Source organism: Flavobacterium chungbukense (assembly GCF_020805785.1).
Taxonomy (GTDB): domain Bacteria; phylum Bacteroidota; class Bacteroidia; order Flavobacteriales; family Flavobacteriaceae; genus Flavobacterium; species Flavobacterium chungbukense.
Genome location: NZ_JAJGZV010000002.1, coordinates 59,826 through 83,215 on the forward strand (window position 1 = coordinate 59,826; position 23,390 = coordinate 83,215).

The window sequence follows — 23,390 nt, forward strand, 5'->3', positions numbered from 1 at the left end:
TTTTTAAAGCTTTTCTATCATTTTTAAATATTCATTGTATCCGTCATACAAAATGGTATCGGGATTCGTAAAATTTACATTTTTAATTCTCTGGTGAATTTCTAGACAGCACATACCATGTACCAAACTCCAAACCATAAATGCCAACGGCTCTACATTATGGCCTTTAAAATAACCTTTGTTAATACATTCTTCAATAGTTTTTTTAACTAATCCAAATGCTGTACATCCTTCGTCCCAATCTTCATTCTCGGAGTCTTTCAGGAATTCTATTGGAGCTTTTAGATTAAACATCAAATCGTACATTTCAGAATTTTCGATCGCAAATTTGATATAGGCAAATCCCATTTTCTTTAATCTTTCCTTCGGATCTTCTATAGTATATAACTCCATAAAATAACTATCTAATTCCTGAAAACCTATTGTATGAAGATCATGAAGAATATCATTTTTATCTTTAAAATAAACATAAACAGTGCCTACACTGTAGTTAATTTCTTCAGCAATGTTTCGTATGGTAGTATGTTCAATTCCTTTTTCAACAAAAAGCTTTTTAGCACCTTTTAATATCAGGGCTTTTAAAGCTTCTTTTTCTTTTGCTTTTCTATCAATTGTACTCATACTTATTTTTATTCAAGACTTACTGCAGACAAAGATATAAAATAAAATGAACGCTGTTCATTTTATTATTCAATTAAATATTTTATACCAATTAAGATTGCAATCTGGCCGTAATACCTTTATGATTCAATAACTTGTAAGCTAACTTTGGTAAAAATCTATGTAACAGATAAATCGCTTTTGTATCGCCAACACGAATAGTGTACGTATTGTTTTTTAATCCTTTTATCAAAGCATCAATTAACACATCTGGTGTTATCGATTTACCTTCCATTCCCTCGGACATATTTGTTTTTACCAACGGCGGCAATAATTCAAATATTTTTATTCTGCTTCCAATTATCTGTAAATGATCTCGTAATGCTTCTGTATAAAAACGTACCGCAGCTTTTGATGCTGAATAAGTCGGTACAAGATTAGACGGCGTGTAACTCAATATCGATGATGTATTTATAATAGCTGCTTCTTTTCTGCTTTTAAGCATATCCAGAAAAAGATCATTTAAGAGAATAACTCCTAAGTAGTTAGTATTAATTTCTATGGCAGCTTTTTCAAAATGTTTTGAATTACTGAAACCTAAATTATCCTGGCCATTCATAATTCCAGCATTGTTATAAAGTATATCGATACCACCCATTTCATTAATTTGGTTGTACAAAGCAACCGCGGCTTCCTGGCTGGACGCATCACTTTTAATGGTCGTAATGGATGGATACATTTTTTTGGCAAGATCCAATTTTTTCTGATCTCTTCCTGTAATAATTACTTTAGCACCTTCTGTAATAAACTGTTTTGCAGCCTCTAATCCGATTCCGGCAGATCCACCTGTAATCAAAATTGTTTTACCTTTTAATTCCATAATTTTTCTATTTAGTTTATTATTTCTATATTTGCTTGCAAAATGCAAGTGCAAATATAAATATATTTACTTGCAAAAAGCAAGTGATTTAAAATTTATTTTATGAAAACTCAAAAAAAGAGATCAGACTGCCCGGTAAGTTTTTCACTTGAAGCCTTTGGTGACAAGTGGTCGCTGTTGATTGTGAGAGATTTAATGCTTAAAAAAAAATGTACCTATGGCGAATTGGCAAAATCTGATGAGAAGATCGCAACTAACATTTTGGCTGCTCGACTGCTCTCGTTAGAAGAAAACGGAATTATTCAGAAACTGGAGCATCCCGACAGTAAAGCCAAAGTATTATATCAATTGACACAGAAAGGAATGGATTTAATTCCAATAATTGTTGAAATTAATCTTTGGGCAGAAAAGTATACCGACATTCCTGAAAAAAGAAAGGAATTGCTGGCACAGATGAATGCTGACAAGGAAGGATTTATTAAAAATGCTTTAAAAGAACTTGAATTAAATCTATAGTATATATTACATAGTTGCTGCTTTTTTTGCCACAATAAATTTGAGCTGGAATGTGCATGACAAAACACGCCCCCGCAGATGTAGAACTGTCTCCAATTTTGTCACACAAGCTAAGGCGGTTTTAATAAAAGAGGTTAGCGATTTGTTTTTTGAAGCTGCATTTCCCTTAATCCCCAACAGGACATCTAAACCAAATTTACAAAGCCAATGAAAGACAGATAACTACATATAATAAGCCAATTTCTTCAAATCATCCAAAAAAGATGTTGTAATTTGTCCTGTCCCCGTCACAAATCCAAATGGCGCCAATTGAAGACAATTGGCGCCATTTTTTATTTATGCTATTAAACCAAAGTAGCTTTGATTCATTTTTTCTTTTATTTTTTTTTAAAAATCAAAACCAAAAATGTATTTATAAGAAATGTAACACATTTTTTTCAAGTTGATCATTCGATTACTTAACAGGATTCGATCACCTTATATGATCTAAATCAAGATTAACACTTCTTAAATCGTACTAAACTAATTTTCATTTAATTACTCCATGAATAATTTTAGAAATTGGCTTATATTCTCATTGCCCTCTCACCTATTTCACTTATTGATTGCTAATCAAATGTTGCCAATAGTTGATTTATTCCTTGTTTAGATGAAGATAATTTAGTTAATTTAAAAAAGTGGAAATAAATTTAAAAAAATTTTCAACTAATGAAAAAAGACAATTTTTATATTATTACTGGCGGTCCTGGAGTTGGTAAGACAACTTTAATAGATGAACTGGCCAAGTATAATTTTCAAGTAGTTCAAGAAGATGCTCGAAAAATAATTAAGCAGCAACATACAGTTAGCGGTGAAGGATTGCCATGGAAAAATAAAGAGCTGTTTGCAGAATTAATGTTTAATTCTTCTGTGAGAAGTTATGATGAAGTAGATTTAGAAGGTTCCATGCCCATTTTCTTTGATAGAGGAATTTTAGATTCAATTTGTTATATGAAAATGGAAAACATTCCAATATCAAAAGAGAAAAACGAGATATCAAAAAAGTATACCTATAACAAAAAAGTTTTTATACTGCCGCCTTGGAAAGAAATTTATAAAACCGATGATGAAAGGAAGCAGAGCTGGGATGAAGCTCAATCAACATTTACAAAAATGAAAGAAATATATTCAGAATACGGCTACAAAGTTATTGAGATTCCAAAAATAAAGATAAGGGAAAGAGTGGATTTTCTTTTGAACGAAATAAATAGATGACATCTGGAGTTTGAAATATTTTCTCTTTGTCTTTATACAACGCTGCACTTTGAGACTGGGGCTTGACACTTTTACAAGCAAAAAACTAATGTGAATGTAAAATAAATTTTAGCCTTCAACCATGAAATTTTTACTGCAATATCTAAGGAAGACTTATTTAAGCAAATAAATTATCATTATGTTAAAAAAGGGTTTCGTAAACCAAATAGATTTATTTTAAAATCCCAGCCAATAAGCAATAGAGCCAAATAAAGACAATTCTACCTTAAGCATAACAATCTTTTCAGATCCTCCAAATATTTGAAGAATTGTATTTTAGTATACAGCCATAAAACAACCTATTTTTTACATCAATCCCCAACAGGACATCTAAACCAAATTTACAAAGCCAATGGAAGACAGACATTACATATGGTATGCCAATTTCTTCAAATCATCCAAAAAAGATGTTGTAATTTGTCCCGTTGAGGTCACAAAGCCAAATGGCGCCAATTGAAGACAATTGACGCCATTTTCTTTATTTATACTACTAAATACGCTGTTTTCGGATCATTTTTGTTTTTATTTTCTTTCTTTAAAATAAGACTAAAATAAAGTGACAATTGCAACAGCGTACATATTTATATAAAAAACAATACGAATAGTTGATTTATTATTCCGTAACTTAAAAGTATTCAAACACTAGTAATGAATCGAAACTATGATTTCAAATATGCTATTTTTTCCTAGTTACTGTCTAATTTCAGAAAAAGAAATCTCGTTTTAAAATGGTTTAATATTTTACAATTGTTTAAATTTCTCGCTATCAATTTTTCAAATATAATTATTGCTCGACTGAAGCAAAAAAAGGTTTATTCCCTTCTACAAGTTTTATTTTAAATGTCATATTCATACTTTAATTTTCTTCTCGTAAAAAATGCCCCAATTAGTGTCTAACTTTTTGGGGCATGTTCATATTGCTTAAAGGCTTTTTTTATTGAAAAATTAAATTAATTATTTAGTGCATTCAATCTTAACACCCTTTTTATCATAACATTCTGTTGGTTTTCCATTGAACTTTTTGGTGAACTCAAAATACCCTTTAGAATTATTATATTGTATGTAATCAGGCACTATAATTTCATCTACAAGAATAGCTCCTTTACCATTAATTATGGTACGTTTATTATCCTCACCTGTTTTATTTACGATATAATAATAGTCTGCATTTCGTATACGCCCAAAACTTTTTACATTTTCATATAAAAAAGTATGTGTCAAAGCACTATAAACATCATAAAGCGTATTATTTTCATCAATTTTCTTTGTAATCGAAAGCAAATTATTACATATTTGAACATCTGTCACTTTTTTACTTTCATCATACATTAAGTAGCCATCGTTGCTGGTATTAGAATTGCCCATATTATTGTACACTTCATAATATTGTTGATACTTAACCAAGGTCAGCTCTCCTTCTGATTTTAATTGCGTATAGAAATCTTTGTAAACAAAAGCTTTTTTAGCCAAGTTATAGAAGTTTTCTTTTCCTTGTTTGTTTTCAACAAAAAAAGTAATTCCATCATTCTGAAAGTACACTCTTTTATATTGATCTTCCAAGATTTTTTTACCATTAATGCCTACAAGCGTAACATCCTGAAATCCTCCTAAAGCAAAGTAATTTTTTGGAGTACTATCGTCTAAACCATGAACTTCACCAATTAATTTATCGGTTTCAAATAAGACTTTATTGTTTACTGGATTTATAAGAACATTTTTTCCGTTTAGTTCCCCAACAAGATAGCTGTTAACACGAAGTCCAGTTACTCTAGAATATCCTGACAGATCCGTAATTTTTTTTGTGTTTAATTCCATCAATTTACGTTTTCCACCTTCCTCATAATATATATATCCCGGAAGTATAAAACTAAGCTTAGAAACATCTTTAGGAAATAAAGTTTTTCCTTCTTCTGTAATAATATTTTGAGAGTCTAAACTAGCTGATACAATTATATAAGTATGATCTTCTGAATTATAAAAAGATTCCATTTGTCCATAATAATATTGTGAAAAATCTGGGCTAATGGTTTTTCCATTACTATCGATAATTCTAATGTTTCTACATTTTGTCCAATCGTTTTCGTATTTACAAGCATCCGCTAGTACGCGATAATTGTTTTTAGTTACTGTTATTAAACGAGACCCCGTTGGAATCTTTTCTATATCTCCTTTTAAATTAATCAAATAAGCATCTAGATTTTCTTTGTAAAGCAAAAAACTATCGTACATAAAACCACGTTCTGTGCTTCTTGGTATTTTAAAATCATTACCACTTAAATTTATGCCTTGACTTTTTACTTTTGCAATAACTTCTTGTGATACGGGATTGGAAGGTGCTAGATTTAATATCACAAATGGGATGTCTGCCACTTCTTTAACTTCTAAAGCTTTGGTTGTAGTTGTAGCCGTAATAGGCTTTTTAGTGGGTTTGGGAGTTGTGCTTTTTTTCTGAGCGGAACTACTTAAGGCGGTTACGATTAAAATTGTTAATAAAAGTAGTTGTTTTTTCATATTTTGAGGATTAAAAATTTAAGTGAATACTTTTTGGCTTGTCTAAAAAAACAGTATTATTATCAGCGTAAAGAACGTAAAGTAAATTAGCATCTACAAACAAAACATAACGAAAAAAGGCTCTTTAAAAACAAAAAAATCCTTATTCTTTCTTGAATAAGGATTTTTCGTTTAATCGCTTGAAAGGTATTACTTTTGTGCCACAAAACATACATCGAATAAAGTAATTCATAGAGCCAAAGAAAATAATCTTAACTTAAAACATTCTTTTAAAATGCTCCATAAATCTTGTAAATTTATATATTAGTTTAAGGCGATGAATCAATTGAGTTTGTATAATTTTTCCATAATCCCCAACAGGACATCTAAACCAAATTTACAAAGCCAATGAAAGACAGACACTACATATAGAAAGCCAATTTCTTCAAATCATCCAATAATGATGATGTAATTTGTCCTGTCTCCGTCACAAAGCCAAATGGCGCCAATTGAAGACAATTGGCGTCATTTTTTTTTACAAGTGATAAGGTTTTTTATCCAAAGTATCTTCTAATTAAGGCTTTTTCTCGATGACAAATGCTTTAAGCTCTGCTATCTTCCCATCTTCGAACCGCCAGATATCACAATAATCAAAATGTTCATATTTTCCGGCCTTATTTTTTAATCGGATTTCCCCAGTCACCATAACAAAATTGTCTTCTTCGATTGCCTTTTCCACACTGAACACCGGTGGCTCCAAGTAGAATTCTTTCATATAAGCACGGACTTCTTCTTTTCCATTAAGAATACGCTCACCAACAAAAACCCATTTGGTATTTGGGGTACAGTAAGCTAAAAAACTTTCGTAATCGCCATTTTTCACAAATTCATTGGCTTTGTGTAAGATTGTTGTATTTGTCATTTTTGTCTGTTCTTTTAAATGATTATTTTTTGTTTGGGCACTAACATTAGATGTGACAATAAATAGTCCGATGATGATTAATGATTTTTTCATTTTAAATTGTAGTAAAACGTTAAGGAACATTAGATATTCTCTTCAATAGTTTGAATTCCAAATTCTGCCAAACGGCTTATAATATTGTCCGATGAGACTATGGTTTCAGGAAGGTAAAGACCTCCTGTTTTATGCACAGTTTGTCCTGTGTCCAAATAATCTTAGATATACTCGAAGTAAAAAGATCAATAGTGCTTTTACTATTTGCCGTACTGCCTAAAGTAAAATTGAAATTTTCCAGTACAGATTTTATTGCTCCTCCAATATGTTTTTAAGCAATGCCGTCAGCTCTGTAAAAGTATTGGGTTTACTAATATACCGCTCCGTATCATGAATAATCGACAATTGCGTAGCCGCATTTTCGGAATAGCTGGAATATATAATTATCGGAATGGATTTGAGCTTTTCGACCGCTCTCATTTTTTCTATAAATTCATTCCCATTTATAACAGGCATATTATAATCTAAAAAAATAAGGTCAGGCAGGATTTTTGTACTTTTCAAAAACTCTAAAGCTTTAACGGGATTTGTTTCTGCCAAGCAGGTAACATTTTTATCTAGAGAATTGACGGCTTCGATAAACACATCGGCATCATCAATATCATCGTCAATCAGCAGTATATTTCTATATAACATGGCGTATATTATTTAATAGTTATTATCTAACCGCTTTTAATTTCACTGAACATGAAAGTTTAATTTCGGTATTTTTATTAATTTGTATTGTTTTAAAAACACCTGTGCTAGAAAATAGAGATCAAACAGTTATTAAAAAGAACTTTTTCAATTAATAATTTTATGGAGATCTTTGTTTTTTATAATTACAAAAAGCTCCTCGTTTTTTAGCAGCAACTGTCAGAATGTTTTAATTTTTAACTATTCCCAAAATTACGCCACTCTCACTGCTGCATCTTACACAATACTATTTAGGCATTACAGGATTCAAACATAAACAACTTCATATCAAAACTTTAAAAACAAAAGCATAGAATAAGAAGTAAGGATTATCAAATTTTATTAAAAACTTGCTGATACAGTACTTTTCTGCTAAAAGGAATTAATTAGTTTGCAATAAAAGTTTCGCTTATTGAACCTGGTGCTGTTACAAGCGACATGTAGCGTGATCCTATAGAGGAAAAAAAAGAAAAAATCAAAAAATTAGAAATGCTTGAAGCGAAAGATATTGACATGAGCGTTTTATTTTGCTTATCACAGCCCAAAAGATACGATATTTTAACTATGCTGATTAGCCCACATTTTCAAGAGATATAACGTATTTAATATTCAACAAATTTAAATTGATTCATAATTAAATTTAAGTAAAAAAATAAAGCTGTCTTTACATAAGTCAAAGGCAGCTTTATCATTTTGAATAAGATATTTTAAAGGTTTTGTTATCCTCCTCCATAAAACTTACCCGTTTACTGTTTTGTCTTCGGCATCATGTCCTTCTAACTTGACAAGCTTATTATAAACTCCAAGTAATAAAAACGGTGATGCCCATTGGCCTACAAATAGTGCAGTATGCTTTCTGCCCAAACATTTTAAGGTTAATGACGTTCCCATTGCAGCAAGTGCAGCGTATAAAAATAAATCTGATGGCAGTTTTGAAGTTTGTTCTTCGATTGCTTTTGCCGTAGCTCCTTCTGTGTTTTGATTTTCAAATGACATAACATTTTATTTAAAATTAATAATTGGAAAAGTAGAACATCAGTACAGAGGGTTTTTACAGAATTCAACTTTAAAGTTTCAACATTGAATAATAACATATTAATTATCAAATAATTAAAAGTAGTTTTAAAATTTAAAACATGAATGAGTTTAGCAGCGAAGAATTCAAAATTGATGGACTTGGTAATGAAAACCTGAGAGATGATGAATTCAATAACGAGGAACTTGATAGAGATACATAAGAAACCGAAGACGATAATGAATTAGGAAAGGAAGAATTAGACAACGAATGTCTTGATGATATTGATGAGAAGAACTAATCTCGATCGTATTTAGTAAATCTATTTCAGAACCGTCTCTTTAGGCGGTATTGTTTTATAAAATTATAAATTATTATTTGCAATTTTCTGGCTCAATAGCATTAAAAATAAAAGCCCATTTTTTTGGAAAAACAGGCTTTTAAATTAAACAATCAACAAAGATATATTACGGTCTTGTTGTTCTGTTAAGCGTATCTCTTCGTTGAGTAGGAGACGTTTCAGTTTTAGAGGTAGTACCTTTCTTTTTGTTAGAACGTTGTTTGGTAATCGTGTCTCCTTTTTTATTACCCGATTTTTGTTCAGAACCATGCTTACTTTTCTTGTTGTAAGTAGAATCTGTTTTAGTCGTTGATTTTGTTTTCGCAGGAGTGGTCTGCGCTGATGCATATACAAATGATAATGCCATACAACAGGTTAAAAATAAATTTTTCATAATTCAATAGTTTAAATAATAATTTGATATAGAAACAAATAGCGAAATGTTGCACACTTACTAATCAGTTATTTATAAAACCTTATGTATTAATTATATGATTACCATTATCATCCAAAATAAACTTATCTCTAGTCCTTTTAGCAAAAAATCTTATCGCATGACAATAGAGAGAGAGAAAAGTCTGTCATATCTATTATAGAATGGTTTACAAACATTAAATAATCAACCCAGGACAGTTATTACCTGCCTTTATTATTACTTGTTGCAGTTGAATCGGTTTTTACATTTGTTGTTCCTTCTTGCTGTGTCCCCGCAGCTCCAGATCCGGTTGAACCTTCTCCTGTTGCTCCACTTGTTCCCGCACCATTAACTGTTGTACTATCTGTACCTGGGCCAACAGTATCTACTGTAGTAGAAGTAGAATCTGCAGTGCTATTGTGATCATTCTCATTAGCTGATTCATTCTTTTTACAAGAAAGAATAATTGCAAACAACGCAATCAGCATTGTGGTTTTAAATAGATTTTTCATAATATTAATTTTTAGTTTGTATATTTTCAAATATACCTTTGCAATTAAAGCCGTTTTTACACAATTAATCTAAAATCTTACACTTTTCGATGCAGGACTCTAAATTGAAGAAATATTTTTCAGTTTAATTACCAAGCAATTTCCACTACACTATCTTCTGTAATTTTATACTCTAGTACAATTTTACTTTTTTGCTGTAGGTAGAATGCATTTTTTATTGTGAAAGATATCTATTTTGATTTTACTCATCTGTAAATTGATCACTTCAAAGCTGCTGTTCTTACCAAAAGCAGGACGAAAAGCCATTTGTCGTTTATTTGGCCATGTCACCACGATCCATATTGAATAGCTGATAATAAATAACTGAAAAGTATAGTTTTGGAATTACTTCTCCCAAATTACGGCTTTCTAAATCGGCGTGTACGGTTGCATCCCAACGTGAAATTGTATGTATTAGTGATGAGGTTTAAAAGAATATTTTTTTATACAAAAATTATATCCGAAAACTGTTTATTCCCCTTTTTCCATATGTGGAGCATCTACTGGTTTAGATTGCGAAGAACCTATCTGGCGCAGAAAAATAGAAAGAACAATAATGGCGAAAATCGAGAGAAATTCACTCTGCCAATTCTGAAAAGATTCAAACCAAAATCTCGAATCGGTAATATATTGCGAGGCAGTTTCTAAAGTTTTTCCCTTTAACGAAAGCTGCTCATTTTCATCTTTTAAACTTCCATAAAAATGCAATAAGAAAGATAAAGCAAATAACAGAAACAGCACAATGGTTAGTGAATGTTTGTAAAGCGCTAAAATCAATCCGCCTTTTTTAACTGGTCCAGGAGCGCCTTTTCGGGAAGCTAAAGGTTCTCTGTCTACCTCTTCGTCCTTATCAAAATCTTTCGACTCTGATGAACCTTTCTGCTGTAAAAAAATGGTGAGCACTACCAGAAGTGCCATTTGCAAAAACTCACTTTCCCAGTTTTCAAAAGTAGATTCTATAAAATGTCCTGTTGCAAAATAAGAAGATAATGTTACCGCAGAAGCGCCTTCTTCAATCAGCTCTTTATTATATTCCTCAAACCCAAAAATAATTTGTCCTGCCATTGCTGCTACAAACAGCAAAAAGAAACAAACGGAAAGTCCATTATTGCGTAAAAAAGTTTTCATGATTTAGTATTTAGTATAAAGATGAATTGATTTAAAAACATATTTTTAAATCATTTTTGTATGATGTTACATTATTAAACTTAATCCTTACTATAATCTTTATGCTGCAGTTACTTTTGGATATAATTTAATAATCAAACCTTTAAGTCTATTTTGATAATCCTCCAACAGCCAAGCCTTATAGTTTTTACTGGCATTATCAAGACATTTTACGTACTGTTTTACACGCCAGTCAATTTCTGGTTGCAAAGCTTCTGCCAATGCGATTGCCTGCGATAGTATTTCTGCGTTATCCATACACATTTTGGCATGCTGCCTTATAGATTGCTGAATGACGGTTTTTGGTTTTTTATCTGTATCGATTGCTTCCTGATAATGTCCTTCAACATCAAAGGTCATTTCCAGCGTATTAGGAAATTGAGCTCGTAATTCAGCAGAAAGTCCGTGCGATTGTACAGCTGAAGAACCTGCACTCGATTGAAAATGCAGTTGTTTGGCAAATTCCTCCGGACGTTCAAAAACATATTTCCAGTCTACAGGTTCTTCCCAGGCACCGAAACGCTGAATATTATTCCCCAGATCAGTAATCGTAAACGTTTTTTTAGACGGAAGTCTTCTTGATCCGCGACCCACCATTTGATGGTAAAGTGTTATAGACGTTGTGGCGCGATTCAAAATAACATTTTGCACCGTCGGTTCATCAAAACCAGTGGTTAAAATCGAAACCGAAGTCAGAACTGCATCTTTGGTTTTCTTAAACCATTTTAGAATTTCTTTACGCTCTTTATCAGTTGTTTTATTATCAAGATGTTTTATCGCAATTCCTGCCGCAGTAAAAGTTTCATATACTTTTTGAGAAGCTGCAATTCCGTTATTAAAAATCAGTGTTTTTTTCCCTGTCCCATTTTCACTGTACGCTTTTATCAATAATTCCAGCATTGGGGGGGAACTATATAATTCATTCGAGGAACTTACCGTATAATCGCCATGTATTCCTGTTTTTAGCGAATTTAATTCAACCTCATAAATATAAGATTGTGGTTTCGCGAGAAAACCCTGCGCAATAAGCTCTGAAATATTCTCCCCCATTACCAGCGATTTGTAATGCTTTTTCATTGGTTTAGATGTATCAGAACTAAAAGGTGTTGCGGTAACTCCAATAACAAAAGCATTTTTAAAACTGCTCATTAATTTCCTGAATGAATTGTGATGCGCTTCATCTACAATTACAAGACCAACATTATTCGTTTTTATTTTTTTAGCTTTTATTCGGTTACGCAACGTTTCTACCATGGCAACATAACAATCAAAATCAGGTTTAAAGTCTAGGCTTTTACTGCTGATAACATGGTTATTAATTCCCATTTTTTTTAATGTAGACGAAGTCTGGGTAGATAATTCTTTGCGATGGGTCAGGATAATAACTGTTTTATCAAATTCTTCTATAAACCTTCTGGCAATTTCAGAAAAGATTATAGTTTTTCCCCCACCCGTAGGTAACTGGTATAAGAGTTTCCCGTTATTTTCACTTTTGATATGATCAAAAATTGTTTCGATATCTTTTTCCTGATAAGCATAAAATGCTTTTTTAGGCTGCACATTAGTTTTCATTTTGATATATTTTTTTTCTCCAAATTTTTATTCCGCCGGCGACAATTGCGATTCCATAAATTTTCCAGTTACAATTGTACCTTCCTCATCTTCCCATTGTGTAATGACATTTTCAATCAAATCTGGTTCGAAACCTATTACTTCCATAACCTGATTCCCAAATTCCTGCTGTACTTTCTGCCCTTTCTTAAACATTATTTTTCTAGTTAAGATGTTATTAATTATTTTCGTGCGAATTGGAATAGACAGTATGCTAGCACATTATTGTCGCAAATTAAAATTAATGCATGGCAATTGATCTAATTTACATTATTGTATTGCAGGTTTTATATTATTATCTGATTCTAAAAAACTAAAAATAAATCTATTGCAGTAAAAAATTACAGAAACTCACAATTCTACACAGCCGCCGAATCAAGTAAAATACTATTCTTATAATGAAGCAAACCCGATAGATTTTGAAAACCTGCCGGGTCTGTTATATCGGAGAATTTATTCCAAAATTCGCTAGAAAAACTAATTTCAAGTCTATTTCCAAGGATCTAAAACTACTTTCACACAGCCGTCTTCACGTTTTTTGAAAATATCATAAGCATGTGCAATTTCCGATAATGGCAACCTATGAGTGATAATATCATCCAGTTTTACTTTTCCCTGAACCACATATTCCAACAACTTATCGATATGTTTGTGAGCCGGAGCTTGTCCTCCTTTTAACACTATACCTTTATCGAAAAATTGCCCTAACGGAAAATTATCATAATTAACCGGATATACACCTAAAACCGCAACGATTCCGCTTCTTCGTACAGCGCTCATACAGGCTTCTAAAACTTTGATAGATCCTTTTTCAAAATTAATGGTGGCTTTGATTCTGTCACCTAAATTTCGGTCTGGTTCAAAACCTACAGCATCAATGCACACATCGGCACCACGCCCATGAGTTAAAGAACGAATTTGTTCTACTACATCTTTCGGTCCGTCTTCCCACAAAATGGTAGTACAACCAGTGCTAAGCTTTGCTTTGTTTAATCTGTACTGCAACGTATCAACTACGATAACTTGTGCCGCCCCTCGTAAAACAGCACTTTTAGCCGCCATAATTCCAACTGGGCCAGAACCAAAAATGGCTACCGTTTCGCCACCTTTCACTTCTCCCCAATCCACTCCTGTATATCCTGTTGGAAAAATATCAGTTAGAAATAAAACCTGCTCATCACTAAGATCTTCAGGTACAATTCTTGGTCCATAATTAGCATACGGAACTCTTACATATTGCGACTGCCCTCCATCATAACCTCCATACAAATCGGTATAGCCAAAAAGCGCACCGCCTTTTTCTGTCAGTATCCCCCCTTCTGGCCCATAATGCTCGGGATTACTGTGCTCACAATTTCCAGGAACATCATGATTGCAGAAAAAACAATTGCCGCAGGCAATCGGAAAAGGAACTACTACTCTATCCCCTCTTTTTAAATGGGTTACCTCAGAACCTACTTCCTCTACGATGCCCATAAATTCATGTCCTAAAACCATGGGTCTTGGTTGCGGAAATCCTCCTGAATAAATGTGCAGATCAGATCCGCATATAGCTGTGGAAGTTACTTTGAGTATAATATCATCTTTTGCTTTTATAATCGGATCATCTACTGTATCATATTTAATCAATCCAGGACCGTGTATAACTGCTGCTTTCATAATTCTTTTATTTAAGATTAATAAAAAGCTAATCAACTACTAATAAAGCACTTGTTTTTATATTATTTCAGAAAAATATTACATAAAATCATAATGGCAATGATATAAATTTAAAATTTCAACATGTAAATTCCACTCATAAACGTCTTTTACATTTGATTGGAAACTCGAAAAAAACTTTGTCAACTAAATATGTAAAATCATGAATAAGGTTACAGATCAAATAAATAATGGAAGTATTTCATCTGATTTACCTGCTGGCGAAGGCGGTGTACTCTCTTCTGGACTTAGAAAAATTGTGGTTTATCGCGATTACGACGATAATTTAAAAGCCTTCTCCGCAGTATGTCACCACTTAGGCTGTATTGTTCATTGGAGCACTGACGAAAAATCTTTCGATTTGTCCTTGTCATGGTTCAAGATTTTCTACAGACGGCGCCGTGATCAATGGTTCGGCACAAACTGATCTTAATCCAATACAAATTAAATAAAAATTTTATCTATGGACTTTTATACACTGATTCAGATTTTAGTCTCGTCGATCGCAGCTACATCTGCCATGACTTTGTTTAGTTATGCAGTATCGGCAACTGCTCGAGAACTCTACAAAGAACCTGTACTATTGAGCTATATTTTAAGCCATCTTCATTTAGAAGTATTACCCTCTGTCAAAAATATACTGGCGTGGATTTTACATTATATAATTGGTTTGGGATTTATTATCGTTTACCATTTTTTATGGGATTATAATATTCTTGAACTAACATGGCCAATTGGTATTCTTTTAGGAGCAATAAGTGGTATTATTGGCATAATTACCTGGTACGTTTTATTTAAAATAGTACCTCAAAAACCTAACATTGACTTTAAGGGTTACTATTTACAGCTTTTTGCAGCACATATTATTTTTGGTTTTATTGCTTTTGAAGTTTACATTCTTTTTTAACAATAAAACTTAACAGCAATTAAAATCTATTCAATTAGATTTTTGAACAAAAACAAAGTTCAATATTTTGGATTGTTACAAATTTCGCTATACAAATATTTAAGACTAAATATGTTGTTTACTTCAAAAATCAAATTAAAAAAAACTTGTCTTTAATTGTGTAACAAAGCAGGAGAATTCTGTAAAAAACACATGCTTTACAAGTCTACATTTGAATCCGTCAAATTTTACAAGAAAGGATCATTTAACAAATAGTAATCACATTTAAAATAATTATCGCCATGCAGACAAATGTACACACCCCAAAAAATAAAGTGACAGAATCTAATTTTTCTACAAGCAGCAATGAACCGCCTCAAAATTACGATATGGTTGTTTTTTGCCATTTAAGATGGCAGTTTGTTTACCAGCGTCCGCAGCATTTAATCAGCAGGATGTCTAAAAACATGAAAGTGCTGTTAGTAGAAGAACCAATTGCCTTTGATGCTCATCAGGAAAACACAGCCAATCTTATTATTATCAATGACAACTTGCATATTTTGCAGCCTCGTGTAAAGAGTATTGAAGACATTGCCAATATATTGCCGCAATACATTAAAAATAAAAATGTTACAACAGGATGGTTTTACTCAGCATCGTTTAGTCCTTTAATACAAGCTTTTGAATTTGAAACGATCATATACGATTGTATGGATGAATTAACATTGTTCAAAGGAGCTCCTGAACATTTGATTCATCAGGAAAAATATTTAATGGCCAATGCAGATATTGTTTTTACTGGCGGAAAATCATTATATGAGTCAAAAAAGCAAAACCATTCTAATGTCTACTGTTTTCCAAGTTCTGTAGATGAACCACATTTTGCACAGGCACTAAACGGAATTGAAATTCCCGCAGATATTACCAATTTACAATCTCCAATTGTGGGCTACTTTGGCGTAATCGACGAGCGTATCGATTTAAAATTACTGCATCAAACTGCCTTAAAACTGCCAAAAGTTTCCTTTGTGATGATTGGCCCATTGGCAAAAATTGACGAAGCTGATCTTCCAAAAGAAGAAAACATTTATTATTTGGGAATGCGATCATATAATGAACTCCCGAATTATATTAAAGGTTTTGACATTGCAATGATGCCCTTTGCAATAAACGATACGACTAAATATATAAGTCCCACAAAAACTCTAGAATATATGGCTGCTGGAAAGCCGATTATCTCCACTAAAATCACCGATGTAGTAAGAGATTACAGCAATTGCGTAAGTCTTATTGAAACCGCTGATGATTTTTGTGATGCCATTACCCTCCTTTTCGATAAGAGGGCAAGCGCATTGATTCCATTGAAATATACCGAGATACTAAAAAATACATCGTGGGATAGTACCGCTGCAAGAATGCAGGAAATAATTAAAGAATTTTCAAAATGAAACAAGTAGATATTTTAATAATTGGTGCTGGAATCTCTGGATCAGTATTAGCAGAAAGATATGCCTCTATAGGAAAAAAAGTCCTTATTATCGAAAAACGAAATCATATTGCAGGAAACTGTTACGATTATGTAGATGGAAACAATATTCTGGTATCAAAATATGGAGCACATCTTTTTCATACCAATGAAGAAAGTGTTTGGAAATATGTAAATCAGTTTTCTAATTGGTATCCTTGGGAACATAAAGTTATCGCAAGAGTTGATGAAAAAACAGTGCCGATTCCAGTAAATATTACAACGGTTAACAGACTATTTGGTACAGATATTAATTCGGAGCAGCAAATGATAAGCTGGCTCGAAGAAAACCGTACCCCAATAGAAAAACCTTCAAACGGTGAAGAAGCAGTTTTAAACCGTGTTGGTTCTGTGTTGTATGAGAAAATGTTCAAACATTACACCAAAAAACAATGGGATAAATATCCTGCTGAATTAGATGCATCTGTTTTGGATCGTATTCCGGTTCGATATAATTATGACGACCGTTATTTTTCGGATACCTATCAGGCATTGCCACATGGTGGCTATACACAATTATTTGAAAATATTATAAAGCACCCCAATATCGAAATTTTACTCGATACGGATTACTTCGATGTAAAAGAACAGTATACGGGATATGAAAAATTATTCTATACAGGCCCCGTGGATCGTTTTTTTGATTTTAAACATAGTCTGACGGAAAAGCTTGAATACCGCTCGATCAATTTTGTGAGTGAAACTATTGATGCTGAATTTTTTCAGGAGAATTCAGTTGTCAATTATCCTGGAACTGATGTAGATTTTACCCGAATTATTGAATACAAACATTTTGGCAGCCAGAAATCAGAAAAAACAACTGTAGTAAGAGAATTTACAGTGGATGAAGGTGAACCTTACTATCCTGTTCCGAATCCGAGAAATGCAGAAATTTACAAAAAATACAAGGATGAAGCCGAAAAACTTTTTGACGTGCATTTTGTGGGCAGACTGGCGAATTATAAATATTTCAATATGGATCAAGCATTTAAAAACGCCCTTGACCTTTTTGATTCTCTGGAGAAAAAAGAAAAAATCACCTATAAGACAGCAGGCTGATGAAAATATTCAATACTTTTTTTATGGGCGGTTACGAGTGTGCTGATCATATAAACAGATCGGGACATCGTATTAATCTTTTGAAAGAAACCCAGCATGATCTCAGAGTTGCTGAAGATTATCAAATGCTTTCTTCAATTGGCATTAAAACGGTTAGAGAAGGAATATGCTGGAGCGAAGTTGAGACATCATGTGGTTTCTTTGACTTTTCAGAAGTTTATAACCGCATGCAGGCCGCAGAAGAATACGGTGTTCAACAGATATGGGACTTGATTCATTTTGGCTATCCCGATGGAATTTATCCCACACATCCCAATTTCTGCGAACGTTTTGCTGCTTTGTGTCATGCTTTTGCCGTGTTTTATTCTGAAAATTCTACGCAGGAATTGTATGTCGTGCCCATAAATGAAATAAGTTTTCTCTCCTGGCATTCCGGTGATGTAAGAGGAACTGTGCCCTTTGCGGTAAACAGCGGATGGGATATTAAATATCATCTATGCAAGGCAGCAATTATAGGTATAAAAGCTTTAAAGGAAGCAGATCCTGATTGTGTCATTATTTTGGTCGAACCCTTAATAAAAATTCATGGGAATCTTCAGGAAAATGCGGAGCAAATGCATGAGCTAAATCAGCACCAGTTTCAGGCAATGGATATTATCGCCGGCAGAATGTGTTCTGAACTAGGAGGTTCTGAAGAATTTCTGGATATTTTAGGTTTTAATTATTATTGGAATTGTCAATGGAACATAGATGATAATCCGTTGGACTGGCCGGAAACATTAAAACGAAGAACACCTCTTGCAGATCTACTAGAGATGGCTTACAAAAGATATGAAAAGCCGATTTTTATTTCCGAAACAGGACATTTTGGATCTGGAAGAGTAGAATGGATTGAAGAAATTACGCAGGAATGCCTCACAGCAAAAAAACGTGGTGTAGACCTTAATGGTATCTGTATTTATCCAGTTACCGACAGGCCAGATTGGGACGATCTTTCGAGCTTCAGCAATTGCGGGATTTGGGATCTTGATATTGATGGAAACAGGCTGCCAAATATTCCCTATATAATTGCAGTAGAAAAAGCCCATGCACAGTTTACAAATACGAACAAAATCATGGATTTTGTACTTAACTTTTTTAAAAACTAAAATTTATTACAATGGAACTAACCAACATAAAAACCGGAATTACATTTAGTGCTTTTGATTTGCATCATGCAGGACATGTAAGAATGCTTGAAGAAGCCAAATTGCATTGTGATTATCTCATTGTTGGTTTGCAAACAGACTCTACAATTAGCCCAAATAATACTATCCACTGTGATGCTGCAGTTTAAGTAAAATAATAGACCAAAAAATAAAAAAAACTAATTTACTTTCCCTCAGAAAGTTGTTTTTTTCTTAATTAACAGCTATTAGCATCCAATTTCGAGTACTAATTCCTTATAAGTTCCACCAGTTATATATTCCTTTCTGAAACAAAAAACAGTTTTTTAACCGGATCCAGTAAGGCTTTTGTCCAGTGAAGAAAGAACACTTTTTTTAGAATCAGCACAAAACCTCCAAAAGAATTTGGTTTCTGGACATAGAGATCCGCCCCCTTATCAAAGGTATCTTCAATATCCGAAGGATGGTTCCAAGTGGAGAGCATCACGGCAGGAATGTCCTTCAACTCTTTATCGCTCTTTATTTCTTCCAAAGCCTTTCTTCCTCCCTTTACGGGCATATTGACATCGATAAAAATAATATCCGGATCGGGCTGGGTTTCATCTCTCAGAGTATCAATGAGCTCCTGCCCGTTTTCAACCGTCACTACTTCAGATGGAACATCAGCTGCCTCAAGAGCATCGATAAACAATTCCTGATCATCCTTATCATCTTCTGCCAGTATAATTTTTACGGGTTCTTTTTCATTTAAGCCCTCATTAGCCGGGCGGGCATTCTCAGAACTTATCATCTTGAAGGGGTTTTACACTCTCCAAAAGTACTATATAAATAATAAAAAGATTTCGATACATCAATAAAATTAAAAATTAAAAACAAATTCAGCTTCTAAGAATTAGCTGTAAATATGAGTTTGTTAAAGCAAATTAAAATGTTTTAAAGTGATATTTTTGATTAAGCTAGTGCTCAATACTCCATCAAAATATTAGATTAGAATAATAAAAAATTGAAAACTTTAGTAAAAACACTTAAAACAACTGTAAATTCTATAACTAAAATGAATGCAAAACTTGACACCATCATTCTATATGTAAGAAACATCCAGCTTCTCAGAAAATTCTATGTTGAGAACTTCAATTTAAAAGTTCTTGAAGAAGATGAAATTTGGGTTTTACTCAGTGCTGGAAACGTAAATATTGGATTTCATAAAATTGGAGAGCAATACATGCAGAAAATTCAACCTAGTAACCAATCTTATAATAATGTTAAGATTGTTTTTGAGATTGACGAAAACTTGGAAATAACTAGAAAAGAGTTCATTAAAAAAAATATTCCAATGCGGGAATTAAAAACTTTTGAAAACTATAACTTTTGGCTTTGTGACGGAATTGACCCAGAGGGAAATGTATTTCAGCTTAAGAAAAGGAAAAACCAATTATGAATAATCAAAATATAATCTTAATATAATTAAAGCAATTATAATATGGAATCATCTTCTTTTTTTATAAAAATCAGAAAGGACAGCCTTGTAACATTACCATCTAATATTTTTAAATTTAGTAATAATATATAGCTGACAGAATATTTCAATTTACGTAAAAAATCATATTAATTAGAATTTCAGTTGGCTAATGCTGATTTTTGATTATTCAAACAGTTCAAGCACACACTTTTAAATTATATAAATCCAACGCAGAATTCTATAAATAATAAATTGATGATTCATGTAATTTTGAATCAGAAATAAGACCTAAATGCTACATAAGAAAATTATCATGAATTCATTCACAGCCGACTCTGCCATTTCCAACTCAGCAGAACAATATAATATCCAATCAAATTCTAATTTTAGAGATGCAGAATTTTATTCTGAAAAATACCATTTGGCGACATTAGCCGACTTATATTCTAAACAGGAAGATGAACCCGATTTTGACTGCGAGTTTTTATATAGCTTATGAAGAACCTGCTAAAAAGAAAATATATACAATCGGAATCCGAGGATCATCTGGCAGACAGTTATGGAGATAAACAATGGCAAGCAGCTATTTATGTTCCATATCTTGAGTCAGCTTGTTTTTAAGCATAAAAGCTATAAAATTTAAATTATAAAGTAAAAAAGGCATTTAAAAAGCGTAATAGTCCGCTTTTCTAATAATAATTATACATACTTTATTTCAGCATGCAATACTTATATAATTTTACTATAAAATTTCTTTTAAGGAATAAATCGTGCACGGTAAGTTACCTTAGGTAATGGGACATTAAAATTGTATCTTTGAGATTAGTGCAATAATTCAGAATATTCTATGACACAAAAATTATTTAAACACATCTTGCTGGCAGATGACGATTTGGATGACTGTGAATTTTTTTCAGATGTTTTTAAAACAAATTTTCCGGATGTAAAACTAACTGTTTCAAATGACGGAAAAGTTTTAATGAACCTGCTTGAAGGTCCGCCTGCCGCGCAGGCAGACATGATTTTTCTAGATCTTAACATGCCGGTTTTATCAGGTCCACAATGTCTTGAAAAGATTAGAACGTCTTTGGAGCTTAACAAGCACATTGTCGTTATTTTCAGTACCAGCAGCAGTCCCTCCGACATCCAAAAAATGTATTCGCTTGGGGCTAATTATTTTATTACAAAGCCTGCTGAATACAATGATTTGTCTAAACTGATCAACAAAGCAATGTCATTAGTATCTCAGACTGATATTAAGCAGCCTTCGTTTGAAAACTTTTATATTAAACTATAATTATTATTTTTTGCACCCATGATGGAACTTCCAGACTCAGTAAGAGAAATTGTTTTACGCAATGTTATCGATACAGCGCCTTTTCCGATCGGAGTATATACGGGACATAAGATGAAAATTGTTCTGGCCAACCAGTGCATGATTAAAACCTATGGAAAAGGACCTAATGTAATAGGAACCAACTACACAGAAATTCTTCCTGAACTTGAAAATCAGAAGATATTTGATCAGCTCCGCGAGGTGCTGCATACTGGAAAGCCTTATGAAGCAAAAAATGCAAGAGTTGATATCGTTGTGGATGGTGTGCTGAAACCCCATTACTTCAATTACAACTTTACTCCTATCTTCGGTACGCAAGGAGAAGTATATGGCGTAATGAATACAGCTGCTGAAGTGACTGAACTTAACGTTGCCAGACAACAGACCATAGAGATTGAAAAAAAATTAAGACTTGCTATTGAATCCTCGCAGCTCGGCACTTTCGAAATTGATATAAATAAAGGTATCATAGCAGGATCAAAACGTTTTATAAATTTTTTTAATTTAGAAAAACGCGAGTTTACGCTCATCACTTTGGTCAATTTTATCCATGAAGATGATAGAGCGCTTTGGCTCGATGCAATTAAGGGAGTTTCGGACTCAGGAGACTTCAATTGTGAACTTAGGATGATTATCAGTAAGAAGCTGCACTGGATGAGATTTTCCGGTACGCTCTCTGAAAGTGATAATAAAGAAAATACCCTAGTTGGAATCGCCCAAGATATTACGGAGCAGAAAAAGAACGCTGAAGAACTTATGCAGCTGGTTGAACAGCGCACTCTTGAACTTAAACGTTCTAATGATGACCTAAAACAATTTGGACATGTTATCAGTCATGATTTAAAAGAACCTGTTCGCAAAGTTCTATTATTCTCAAATATTTTAAAGGATGATATAGGCAATGGACCAACGCCAAAAATAAGCCAATATGCCGAGAAAATAAATAAAAGCGCTGCACGTCTGACAGAGATGATTGATTCCATATTAAACTATTCTTCTGCCGGGAGTCCGGATTTGAATGAGGTCGTCGATCTGAATTATATTATAGAAAGCATCAGAGAGGATCTTGAAATAAAAATTCTGGAAAAACATGCTATAATTGAGCATTCAAAATTTCCAGTGATCCGCGGGTCAAAAATTTTATTTCATCAGCTTTTTTACAACCTGATTGCAAACTCGCTGAAGTTCTCCCGTGAAAACTTCGATTCTTATATTAAAATAGACCACAGTATTGATACTGAAAGTTTAAAAATCAGAGTAGCTGACAATGGAATCGGGATTGCTGCTGAAAATTCAGAAAAAATTTTCAATGTTTTTGAGAGACTTCATTCCAAAGATGCATATGAAGGAACAGGATTAGGACTTGCACTATGTAAAAAAATTGTAGAAAGACATGGTGGAAAAATGATAAATGTTGAATCTGAAAGTACAGGTGCTATTTTTGAAATTACCCTTCCAGCAACTATTTTAAAATAATGAAGTTTTAGAATTCTTATGTAAAAGAAAAGCTCAAAAAGTTGAAAATATTTTTTATTTCAGTTACAGTTAAAAGCTAAATTTTTGAAACAGAATAAGAACCAAAAGCTGTTTTAAAATTAAAACAGCATAAGTAAGGCTCTAATTGACAATCCTACTAAAAGAGCCAAACGAAAATTACGGAGTAAAAATATAAATTGAAATCCTGTTAAAAAGT

General features: G+C 32.8%; 25 protein-coding genes and 2 pseudogenes. 13 read left to right on the top strand and 14 right to left on the bottom strand.

Going from position 1 to position 23,390, the window contains the following annotated elements:
- Nucleotides 1-3 precede the first annotated feature (3 nt).
- Complete coding sequence (locus tag LL966_RS05385; protein ID WP_229350995.1) at nt 4-621, bottom strand: TetR/AcrR family transcriptional regulator; 618 nt, start codon at nt 619-621, stop codon at nt 4-6.
- 91 nt (nt 622-712) lie between these two features.
- A complete protein-coding gene (locus LL966_RS05390; RefSeq protein ID WP_229350996.1) occupies nt 713-1,480 on the bottom strand; it encodes an SDR family oxidoreductase in 768 nt (255 codons plus the stop codon).
- A gap of 102 nt (nt 1,481-1,582) precedes the next feature.
- Between LL966_RS05390 and LL966_RS05395 the strand changes: the two genes are divergently transcribed.
- Complete coding sequence (locus LL966_RS05395) at nt 1,583-1,996, top strand: winged helix-turn-helix transcriptional regulator (protein ID WP_229350998.1); 414 nt, start codon at nt 1,583-1,585, stop codon at nt 1,994-1,996.
- A 708-nt stretch (nt 1,997-2,704) separates the two neighbouring features.
- Nucleotides 2,705-3,250, top strand: coding sequence for an AAA family ATPase (locus tag LL966_RS05400; RefSeq protein WP_229350999.1), 546 nt, complete (start codon nt 2,705-2,707; stop codon nt 3,248-3,250).
- A 993-nt stretch (nt 3,251-4,243) separates the two neighbouring features.
- Here LL966_RS05400 and LL966_RS05405 read toward each other — a convergent pair.
- The 11 genes from LL966_RS05405 to LL966_RS05450 all read right to left on the bottom strand — a co-directional run bounded on the left by LL966_RS05405 (nt 4,244) and on the right by LL966_RS05450 (nt 14,227).
- On the bottom strand, nt 4,244-5,800 hold the full coding sequence (locus tag LL966_RS05405) for a hypothetical protein (protein WP_229351001.1): 1,557 nt from the start codon (nt 5,798-5,800) through the stop codon (nt 4,244-4,246).
- Between the two features lie 553 nt (nt 5,801-6,353).
- Nucleotides 6,354-6,794: a nuclear transport factor 2 family protein gene (locus LL966_RS05410; RefSeq protein ID WP_229351003.1), complete on the bottom strand. Its 441-nt coding sequence runs from the start codon at nt 6,792-6,794 to the stop codon at nt 6,354-6,356.
- A 29-nt stretch (nt 6,795-6,823) separates the two neighbouring features.
- Complete coding sequence (locus LL966_RS22730; RefSeq protein WP_262909450.1) at nt 6,824-6,949, bottom strand: hypothetical protein; 126 nt, start codon at nt 6,947-6,949, stop codon at nt 6,824-6,826.
- Nucleotides 6,950-7,043: 94 nt separating this feature from the next.
- A complete protein-coding gene (locus tag LL966_RS05415; RefSeq protein ID WP_229351005.1) occupies nt 7,044-7,430 on the bottom strand; it encodes a response regulator in 387 nt (128 codons plus the stop codon).
- A 777-nt stretch (nt 7,431-8,207) separates the two neighbouring features.
- Complete coding sequence (locus LL966_RS05420; protein ID WP_229351007.1) at nt 8,208-8,465, bottom strand: hypothetical protein; 258 nt, start codon at nt 8,463-8,465, stop codon at nt 8,208-8,210.
- Between the two features lie 486 nt (nt 8,466-8,951).
- Nucleotides 8,952-9,191, bottom strand: coding sequence for a hypothetical protein (locus LL966_RS05425; protein WP_229351008.1), 240 nt, complete (start codon nt 9,189-9,191; stop codon nt 8,952-8,954).
- A 269-nt stretch (nt 9,192-9,460) separates the two neighbouring features.
- Nucleotides 9,461-9,751: a hypothetical protein gene (locus LL966_RS05430; protein WP_229351010.1), complete on the bottom strand. Its 291-nt coding sequence runs from the start codon at nt 9,749-9,751 to the stop codon at nt 9,461-9,463.
- A 510-nt stretch (nt 9,752-10,261) separates the two neighbouring features.
- Nucleotides 10,262-10,918 (bottom strand): DUF6766 family protein, encoded by a 657-nt coding sequence (locus LL966_RS05435; protein WP_229351012.1) that lies wholly within the window; start codon nt 10,916-10,918, stop codon nt 10,262-10,264.
- Nucleotides 10,919-11,017: 99 nt separating this feature from the next.
- Nucleotides 11,018-12,529: a DEAD/DEAH box helicase gene (locus LL966_RS05440; protein ID WP_229351014.1), complete on the bottom strand. Its 1,512-nt coding sequence runs from the start codon at nt 12,527-12,529 to the stop codon at nt 11,018-11,020.
- A gap of 27 nt (nt 12,530-12,556) precedes the next feature.
- A complete protein-coding gene (locus LL966_RS05445; RefSeq protein WP_229351016.1) occupies nt 12,557-12,724 on the bottom strand; it encodes a hypothetical protein in 168 nt (55 codons plus the stop codon).
- A gap of 333 nt (nt 12,725-13,057) precedes the next feature.
- Nucleotides 13,058-14,227 carry a zinc-dependent alcohol dehydrogenase gene (locus LL966_RS05450; protein ID WP_229351018.1) on the bottom strand — a complete coding sequence of 390 codons (1,170 nt, stop codon included), beginning with the start codon at nt 14,225-14,227 and terminating at the stop codon, nt 13,058-13,060.
- 202 nt (nt 14,228-14,429) lie between these two features.
- Between LL966_RS05450 and LL966_RS22735 the strand changes: the two are divergent.
- From LL966_RS22735 to LL966_RS05480, 7 genes and pseudogenes are all read left to right on the top strand, one after another.
- Nucleotides 14,430-14,537, top strand: a pseudogene (locus tag LL966_RS22735) (hypothetical protein); the annotation flags it as partial.
- A 55-nt stretch (nt 14,538-14,592) separates the two neighbouring features.
- The gene (locus tag LL966_RS22740) at nt 14,593-14,718 is read left to right on the top strand and encodes a Rieske 2Fe-2S domain-containing protein (protein WP_262909451.1); all 126 of its coding nucleotides are present in this window, start codon (nt 14,593-14,595) and stop codon (nt 14,716-14,718) included.
- Nucleotides 14,719-14,729: 11 nt separating this feature from the next.
- A complete protein-coding gene (locus LL966_RS05460) occupies nt 14,730-15,173 on the top strand; it encodes a hypothetical protein (RefSeq protein ID WP_229351022.1) in 444 nt (147 codons plus the stop codon).
- A gap of 281 nt (nt 15,174-15,454) precedes the next feature.
- On the top strand, nt 15,455-16,600 hold the full coding sequence (locus LL966_RS05465) for a glycosyltransferase (protein WP_229351024.1): 1,146 nt from the start codon (nt 15,455-15,457) through the stop codon (nt 16,598-16,600).
- Nucleotides 16,597-17,736, top strand: a complete 1,140-nt coding sequence (gene glf, locus LL966_RS05470) for a UDP-galactopyranose mutase (protein ID WP_229351026.1) — start codon at nt 16,597-16,599, stop codon at nt 17,734-17,736. Before LL966_RS05465 ends, glf begins: the two co-directional genes overlap by 4 nt.
- Nucleotides 17,736-18,884: a hypothetical protein gene (locus tag LL966_RS05475; RefSeq protein WP_229351029.1), complete on the top strand. Its 1,149-nt coding sequence runs from the start codon at nt 17,736-17,738 to the stop codon at nt 18,882-18,884. The genes glf and LL966_RS05475 overlap by 1 nt, the downstream gene beginning before the upstream one ends.
- Nucleotides 18,885-18,910: 26 nt before the next feature.
- Nucleotides 18,911-19,033 (top strand): annotated as a pseudogene (locus LL966_RS05480) (adenylyltransferase/cytidyltransferase family protein); the annotation flags it as partial.
- Nucleotides 19,034-19,194: 161 nt separating this feature from the next.
- Here LL966_RS05480 and LL966_RS05485 read toward each other — a convergent pair.
- Nucleotides 19,195-19,692 (bottom strand): response regulator, encoded by a 498-nt coding sequence (locus LL966_RS05485; protein WP_229351030.1) that lies wholly within the window; start codon nt 19,690-19,692, stop codon nt 19,195-19,197.
- Nucleotides 19,693-19,905: 213 nt separating this feature from the next.
- Here LL966_RS05485 and LL966_RS05490 point away from each other — a divergent pair, with 213 nt between their 5' ends.
- From LL966_RS05490 to LL966_RS05505, 4 genes are all read left to right on the top strand, one after another.
- Nucleotides 19,906-20,340 carry a VOC family protein gene (locus tag LL966_RS05490; protein ID WP_229351033.1) on the top strand — a complete coding sequence of 145 codons (435 nt, stop codon included), beginning with the start codon at nt 19,906-19,908 and terminating at the stop codon, nt 20,338-20,340.
- Nucleotides 20,341-20,674: 334 nt separating this feature from the next.
- Nucleotides 20,675-20,860, top strand: a complete 186-nt coding sequence (locus LL966_RS05495) for a hypothetical protein (protein ID WP_229351035.1) — start codon at nt 20,675-20,677, stop codon at nt 20,858-20,860.
- A 348-nt stretch (nt 20,861-21,208) separates the two neighbouring features.
- Entirely contained in the window at nt 21,209-21,658 is a 450-nt protein-coding gene (locus tag LL966_RS05500; RefSeq protein WP_229351037.1) for a response regulator, read from the top strand.
- Nucleotides 21,659-21,676: 18 nt separating this feature from the next.
- Nucleotides 21,677-23,173 carry a PAS domain-containing sensor histidine kinase gene (locus LL966_RS05505; protein ID WP_229351039.1) on the top strand — a complete coding sequence of 499 codons (1,497 nt, stop codon included), beginning with the start codon at nt 21,677-21,679 and terminating at the stop codon, nt 23,171-23,173.
- The last annotated feature ends 217 nt before the right edge of the window (nt 23,174-23,390 follow it).